The following is a 7,133-nucleotide window of genomic DNA, read 5'->3' on the forward strand; positions in this document are numbered from 1 at the left end:
TCTGATTTCGGTGGCTGGTATGGTCCTTCTTACCGCATGTCCGTTTCGCATGTGTTTACTCTACCTCAGGCGCGAACTCACGACAAGTCCATCACCATGGATGACTTGGAAATCAAAAGGTGTCGGACGGAATCAAGAAGACCATTTTCTCATCGATCGGCATTCCTTCCCATGGGCAGGACCGGTACATTGACGTTGTAAGCTCGTTGGTGGACTTCCGCCGCACCTGAGGGTCGCTCATAATAATATGAAGCATTGGAAGCATTACGCCTTACCTGTCGATCTTGGCCGTCAATTGTGAATACATTCAGAGCTTTGCCTTCTTTCCGGCGAATGAACATCGACGCCCATTTCCTGTGGATGTTATAAGGCCGTCCTATCGTCCAAGGCGCCGATTGTCTCGATTCAGACTCCCAGCCGTTCCTTTCGGGATGTAGGTGATGTCGCACACACAACTATCGCAGGTTTTTTTGGAGCACAAGGAGGACCTGTTTCGCTATCTATTCCGTCGGATCAAGTGTGCCTTCACGGCGTGGGATATCACGCAGGAGATCTTCCTGAAAGTTTCCGCCCAGGGCGAGACCTCCCACATTCAAAATCAAAAAGCGTACCTCTTCCGCATGGCGGCGAATCTCGCAACGGACCATTCGAGGGTCGAACAGAATCGAGCTGAAATTCTCGCTGAAACTCATGAACTGTTATGGGGAGGCACGGAAGACCGACATCCGGAACGTATCATGATCGTCCGGCAGGAGTTAGCCAGGTCCGAGCAAGTTCTGGCGGACCTTCCGATTTTGAGTCGAAAAACCTTCCATCTTAGTCGGTTTGAGGGCAAGACCTATCCCGAGATCGCGAAAGAGCTGAACGTGTCTCCATTCACCGTTGAGAACCATATTCGGACCGTCATCAAGCGGCTCTCAAAAGTTCGGGATCTTTGATATCGGCGTCCGTACTTCCTGCCACGGAACTTCACGGCCCATTCGTCTTCTTAATATGAAGATGTGTTCGCGCTTGTCCCATTTCCAATCGCTGGGCGGCAGAACCCTGTCAACCTTTTCCCCGAGCGCATCATGACTAAATCTCCGGATCACGACGATTCGGCCGGCGGCACTTCTGAACCGGACGTGTCGCAGACCGCGCAAGAGTGGATCGTGCGTCTCGTCTCCGGCCAGATCACGGCTGAAGAACTCGCTCGGCTGAAAGCGTGGCTCGCCGAGGATGCATCCCATCAGAGGGCATTTGAGCGGGAACGATCGGTGTGGCAACAGTTGGATCCGCTCAAGCGTGCGAGCGCAGCCCTGGCGAAGGGAGATGGCGGGGATCCCGAGCCACCTCGCTGTGGAGCGTCGGCATGCCGGGCGATACGCCCTCGTCGGAGGGCTCGTCGCCGCCTGTCTGGCAGTGGTCGTCCTGTATCAGGACATACGAACGGTTCTGTTCGCCGACCATTACACCGCGGTCGGTTGCCAGCAAGTGGTGACTTTGCCCGATGGAGGCGTGGCATATCTCAACACGGAGACTGCCATCGCGGTCGACTATTCGGAGCGCGAGCGGCGAATTCATCTCTTGCGAGGTGAGGCGCTGTTCGAGGTGGTGTCCAACCCGGCTCGGCCCTTTCGCGTGCTGGCACAGGAGGGCACGACCCAGGCAGTAGGGACGGCCTTCGTGGTCCGCGCCGAGAATAAACAGACTCGCGTGACCGTGGTGGAAGGAACGGTCGGCGTTGTTGCAGGCGCCGACGCCCATGCCAGACCACCGATGCTCGTCCAGAAAGATCAACAAACCGTGTATCGATCGGGAGAAGCGCCTCAGCATGTTCGTCCCGCCAATGGGGCGTCAGCCAAGGCTTGGTCGAAGGGAATCATCGTGATCGAGGGGCAACCGTTCGCGCACGCGATGGCGGAGATCGATCGCTACCGGCCCGGTCGCATTATCGTCCTCGCTGATCGTTCCCGTACGAAACCAGTGAGCGGACGCTTCGCCCTTCAGAACCTCGATGACGCGATCGCTGCTCTTACAAAAATACAGGGGCTTCGCGTCATGCAAGTTACCGACTACCTCGTCTTCATCCTGTAATTCCGTCCGCCGGTCCTCGAAAATATTTTCTTTAGCACGCGAGTCTTCGTTTCACTCGTCATATTAGTGAAGCCCGATAGATGACAACGGTTCTCAATATGCAGAGGAGACTCTCCTGCGCGCTCGACGCGCCGTTTTCCCTGTCTCCCATGACAGAAGGAGAAATTCATGAGGATTCGGCGCAAACAAGAGAAAACAAATGCGTGGCATCCCGGCCTCGCCTGGCCCATGACCACCACGGCGATGGTTCACTTCAGTGTCTATGCTCCTCAGTCCGTACCGGCAAAAGAATCGAATACTGAAGAAGATTTAGCCAGAAAACGATTGGGCCTCCCCGATCGAAAGGAACGAGACCGGAATACCTCCGGCCGTGAAGATCGGTGGGGAATGTTAGATCCCCCTTCTCTTGCGGCCCGCCAGACAGCCGGACAGACGCTCGTGGCGCAATCCAACGACGAGAAATCGAAAGAATTCGATTTTGACATTCTTCCGCAACCGCTTGCCTCTGCCCTCCATCGCTTTGGGGAACAAGCTGGGCTGCAGTTTGCTTATGCAACGGAGGACGTTGAACACGTGCGTACGGGTGGCGTGTCCGGCCGACGCACCCTAGAAGAAGCGTTGCGTCTGTTATTGGTCGATACCGGATTGGACTATCGTATTACCGGAAACAATATCGTCACGCTGGAAAAAAGGGGAGCGCCCATGGGCATGATGGTGCCTGCCGCGGGCATCGGAGCAGCCGCGGCGATGGGGCAGGATCAGGCTTCGCCAATAGAGCAATCACAGAAGCCGGTAAAGGTACCGGAAGTTGTCGTGAAGGATACAAAACAGCGGACCCCGGTCGTAGATTTGCCGGACGGTTACAAGGCCGACGTGTCGTCCGAAGCGGTCCTACGCTTTCCTGCATCGATTCAGGAACTGCCGCAGTCGGTGAGCATCGTGACGAAGGACAGTATCCACGATCGCCGCGCCGTCACTCAGACGCAAGCCTTGGAGGGTATTGCGGGCGTGGGGAAAGCCGGCTCGAATGCCCTGACCGCCGACGATTATCTTATCCGTGGGTTCTCGACGGATCAAAGAGTGCCGGGTTATACCCGAGATAACGGACTATCGGCCACCAACAGCTACTTAGCTGATCCCATACTTTACGAACGCATCGAGATCATCAAAGGGCCGGCCTCCTTTACCAGCGGATTGGTCGGCGCGGGCGGCTTCGTCAATCGGCTCTTAAAGGCGCCGGAGTACAGAAACTTCGTCGTCGGAGAGGCCGGTGCCGGGTCAGCCGGGCACTACCGGACCACGCTGGATGCCAACGGCGTCATGCCGAATCTGCCGGTGGCCGGCCGTTTCGTATTCAGCTACAACGACGACCCGGAATTTTTTCGTAACAGCGGGAATCAACGGTTCTCGTTTCTCCCTTCTGTCCGGTTCAGTCCTGGCGAGGACTTTACTGTTACTGTTACAGGCAACGTGCAACGTCTAAGGGGCAAAGGCTACTTAGGCACATCCGCCAACACCGAGGGGAAAATCCCGGCCGACATCTTCGACAGTTTTCTGGCGAATGACAACACATTCTCGAACGATTACCAAAGTCTCCATGCCGAAGCCGAGAAGAAGTTCGCCCAAGGATTTCGGTTGAAGGCGAAAGGTCAATACAGCCATAGCGATACGAATTATCGCTATGGGGTAAGTTATCAGCCAGGGGGAATTGGTTCGAATGGAAACTTCGACATCTACGGTTTCGGCCGGGATCTCCGGCGGGATTCTTTTGCGGGAGAAATTAATCTGACGAAAGATTTCTCGCTTTTCGGGAATCCCAGTTCGATGGCGGTCGGCATAGATCTTTCCAACTCCCGGCAACGCTCTCTGAGTACGGACTTCCTATTTCTTGGGACGGGAAATATCGCCAACCCAGACAATAATACTCCATTGCCTCCTGAGCTTACCGCTCCGGCCACAAACCTTGATCAAGACCTCACGATTCGGCAAACGGGTGCCTTTGCGCAAGGATTGCTGCGACCCTTTGCCGGTACGACCGTCATGGTGGGCCTTCGTGGAAATTGGATCACCCAACAGGGAGAGGCGAACTTCGCGAGCGCATCCGAAGTCGGCATGAATCAGTCCCGATTCACGCCGCAGGTTGGTCTGTCTCAACGCGTGATCGAAGGGCTCAATGTCTATGCCTTCTATGGAGAGAGCATCCAAGCAAATTTTGCCATTACCTCGAATGGTTCATTACTACGTCCCATGACCGGCAAGTCGTTCGAAATCGGGAGCAAATGGGAGCCGCTTGGACAGCGAATTCGATTCACCGCAGCCTTCTTCCGCACCAATCTGGATGAAGTGGCGACCCCTGACCCCAATAATCTTCTCTTCTCCATAGGCGGGCAGAGTCAGCGCAATCAAGGGTTTGAGTTCGAGGCCCGGGGTGCGCCCTTGCCAAACCTGCAAGTCAATCTGGCCTATACCTTCCTGGAGACCGAAATTACGAAGAGTCAGATCCCCGAAACGGTCGGCGCCCGAGCCTTCAATGTTCCGAAGCACACCGTCAGTGCTTTTGCCAGCTATGATTTTTCTGAGCTTTTGACAAAAGGGTTGAAGCTCGGCGCGGTCGTTTATTATCGCACTGACGTCGCTGGAACTCCTGGTGTGAACCAGAATGAAATATTCGCCGGCTATAGCAGAGCAGACCTCTTTGCTGTTTATGCGCCGCTTTCCTGGTTAAGTCTGCAGGTGAACCTGAACAATATTGCCGATGCGCGGTATATCGAGGGACCGTTCAGTTACGGAGCATTCAACCATTTCGGCGCGCCGCGGCACGTAATCGGCATGGTGCGGATGACGTTTTGACAGGGATGTGAACTTGCTCCTCGGCTTATAACCAAACGACAATAACGAGGGTTTTCTGGTCTTGAGCAAGATCTGGACGAACCCGGCTGCTATGACTGGCTATGATCGGGGCAAAGTCGTGATGGCCTTCTTCCCGCTTTCTTGGTTCGTCAGGCATGAAACAAAGACCGGCCGGCGGTGGTCACTCACTCGTCAATGGATCTGACTATCCCTCCAGTCGCTGCGTTGCTACGTACTTGGTGGATATATTATCTGTCGGTAGGCCATTGCCTTCCAAGGCCCCAAGTGTGTAAGCATAAGACCCCTTAGGGCAATCTGATCACGCTATGAACCATATCTTCCTTTTGCTCCATCGCTGGGTCGGTCTATTCATAGCCGGGTTTCTGGTCATGTCGGGTCTGACCGGCGCGGTGATTTCGTGGGATCATGAGCTCGACGAACTCATGAATTCGCATCTCACTCGTGTTGAAAGCCAGGGGCCGCCACTGCCTGTTCTGGACCTCGTGCAGACGATCGAAGCGCGTGATCAGCGGGCTCGGGTAACATTCGTGCCGCTGGCTTCTGAATCAGGAACTTCTCTAGTTTTTGGAGTCGATTCTCGTGTCGATCCTTCCACAGGAAGGTTGTACGAGCTGGGTTACAACCAGGTGTTCATCGATCCGGCGACCGGCCAGGAACTGGGCAGGCGGGAATGGGGGGCCGTCTGGCCGATTACCAGAGAAACCTTCGTTTCTTTCCTCTATCGGCTGCATTACACCCTGCATCTGCCCGAAATGTGGGGCATCGACCGGTGGGGACTGTGGCTCATGGGCGGCATTGCAATGCTCTGGGCATTGGATTGCTTCGTCGGTTTTTATCTGACGTTGCCGACTCGCAGCTCAATCGCCCTTGAGGGACCTCAGCGGAGTCGGTGGACACGGTGGAAACCGGCATGGAGGGTGAAGACGGCCGGCACGGCTCGGCGAATCAATTTCGACATCCATCGAGCTTTTGGGCTCTGGGCGTGGGGCTTGTTGTTTATGCTTGCCTTCACGGCTTTTTCGCTCAACCTCTACCGAGAGATCTTTTACCCCATCATGTCGCTGGCGACCGAGGTGACGCCGTCTCCGTTCGATGCGCGGACACCGAATGATCAACATCATCCGATTGTCCCCACCGTCGGGTATGCCGCTATTCTCCAACACGCGCAGCAAGAAGCCGGCAAGCGTGGTTGGCCTGAGCCGCTCGGCGATGTGTTCTACAGTCAAGAATTCGGTATCTATGGCGTGCGCTTCTTTCAGCTTGGTGATGACCACGGAGCCGCCGGCGTGGGACCTCCGGCCCTCTATTTCGATGGGAGCGACGGTCGTTATCTTGGTGATAGCCAACCGTGGAAGGGAACCGTGGCCGATATCTTTGTGCAAGCGCAATTTCCGATGCATTCCGGGCGGATTCTCGGGCTCCCGGGCAGGATCCTGGTTTCCATCATGGGCGTGGGCACTGCCATGCTATCCATCACCGGCGTCATTATCTGGTGGCGGAAACAGACAGCCTATCGAAGGCGCGAGCAGCGCCAGGCCAAGCGCCTTGATCCCGTGTCAGTCGGGTAAGAACCATACGGATAAGTTAACTCCGGTGGATCTACAATCCAATGAGCAGCTGTGAGGCACCGGTCATGTGTTTGTTGAGATGGAGAATGTCGTGATAGTGTCGCAGGGGTCGACCATCTGGCTCACAAGCCTGCCCGGCGCCGGCACGTTAATCAACGACTGCCATGGGCGCCAATCATTGGCGTCTGTCATCACGCAGTCGAACGGGTAGACTCGATTACTTCTCCTAAAGTACACCTTCCTTCGTCCCCGCGCAGCATCGTTTCAAGCTGATAACATTTTGACTCAACGTCCATCTTTATTTGGGCTGTCGGCGGCCTACTGGCGGTGGCTTCACAAGGATGGCTGGGCGGCGGCGAGACTTTCTTGGCTTGGCTCTTCCCTCTGCACAATAGTGAAGCCCTTGCATGAGTCGGCCGGTGGATTGTCTTTCTCACCGGGTTCGTCCCGCTCGTGCTGTATGTCATCGCGCTGCGCATGTGGTGGCTGAAGCGCGCGGCCCATCTCCGGAAAAATAAAGCACAACGTCTGCTTATGAAATTGAAACTTTATGAATCGCCGGTTTTTGCTCGCGGGTCGTCTTGTTCCGCTACGGCATAATTCCCGACACGGTACATA

General features: G+C 55.5%; 6 protein-coding genes and 1 pseudogene. 6 read left to right on the plus strand and 1 reads right to left on the minus strand.

The features are described from left to right. The 6 genes and pseudogenes from ACOSYY_RS07310 to ACOSYY_RS07335 form a co-directional block, all read left to right on the plus strand. The coding region (locus ACOSYY_RS07310) for a hypothetical protein (RefSeq protein ID WP_421661609.1) at positions 1-201 on the plus strand (201 nt) is incomplete at its 5' end. A gap of 239 nt (positions 202-440) precedes the next feature. Next, complete coding sequence (locus ACOSYY_RS07315; RefSeq protein WP_421661610.1) at positions 441-938, plus strand: RNA polymerase sigma factor; 498 nt, start codon at positions 441-443, stop codon at positions 936-938. A 132-nt stretch (positions 939-1,070) separates the two neighbouring features. Beyond that, positions 1,071-1,235: pseudogene (locus ACOSYY_RS07320) on the plus strand (DUF4880 domain-containing protein); the annotation flags it as partial. 76 nt (positions 1,236-1,311) lie between these two features. Continuing rightward, a complete protein-coding gene (locus tag ACOSYY_RS07325) occupies positions 1,312-2,076 on the plus strand; it encodes a FecR family protein (RefSeq protein WP_421661611.1) in 765 nt (254 codons plus the stop codon). 168 nt (positions 2,077-2,244) lie between these two features. Further along, a complete protein-coding gene (locus ACOSYY_RS07330) occupies positions 2,245-4,926 on the plus strand; it encodes a TonB-dependent siderophore receptor (protein ID WP_421661612.1) in 2,682 nt (893 codons plus the stop codon). Between the two features lie 326 nt (positions 4,927-5,252). After that, positions 5,253-6,515, plus strand: a complete 1,263-nt coding sequence (locus ACOSYY_RS07335) for a PepSY-associated TM helix domain-containing protein (protein WP_421661613.1) — start codon at positions 5,253-5,255, stop codon at positions 6,513-6,515. A gap of 333 nt (positions 6,516-6,848) precedes the next feature. Here the strand turns inward: ACOSYY_RS07335 and ACOSYY_RS07340 are convergent. Beyond that, on the minus strand, positions 6,849-7,133 hold a 285-nt coding region (locus tag ACOSYY_RS07340; RefSeq protein ID WP_421661614.1), incomplete at its 5' end, for a hypothetical protein.

The sequence above is a fragment of the Nitrospira sp. BLG_2 genome, assembly GCF_049222245.1.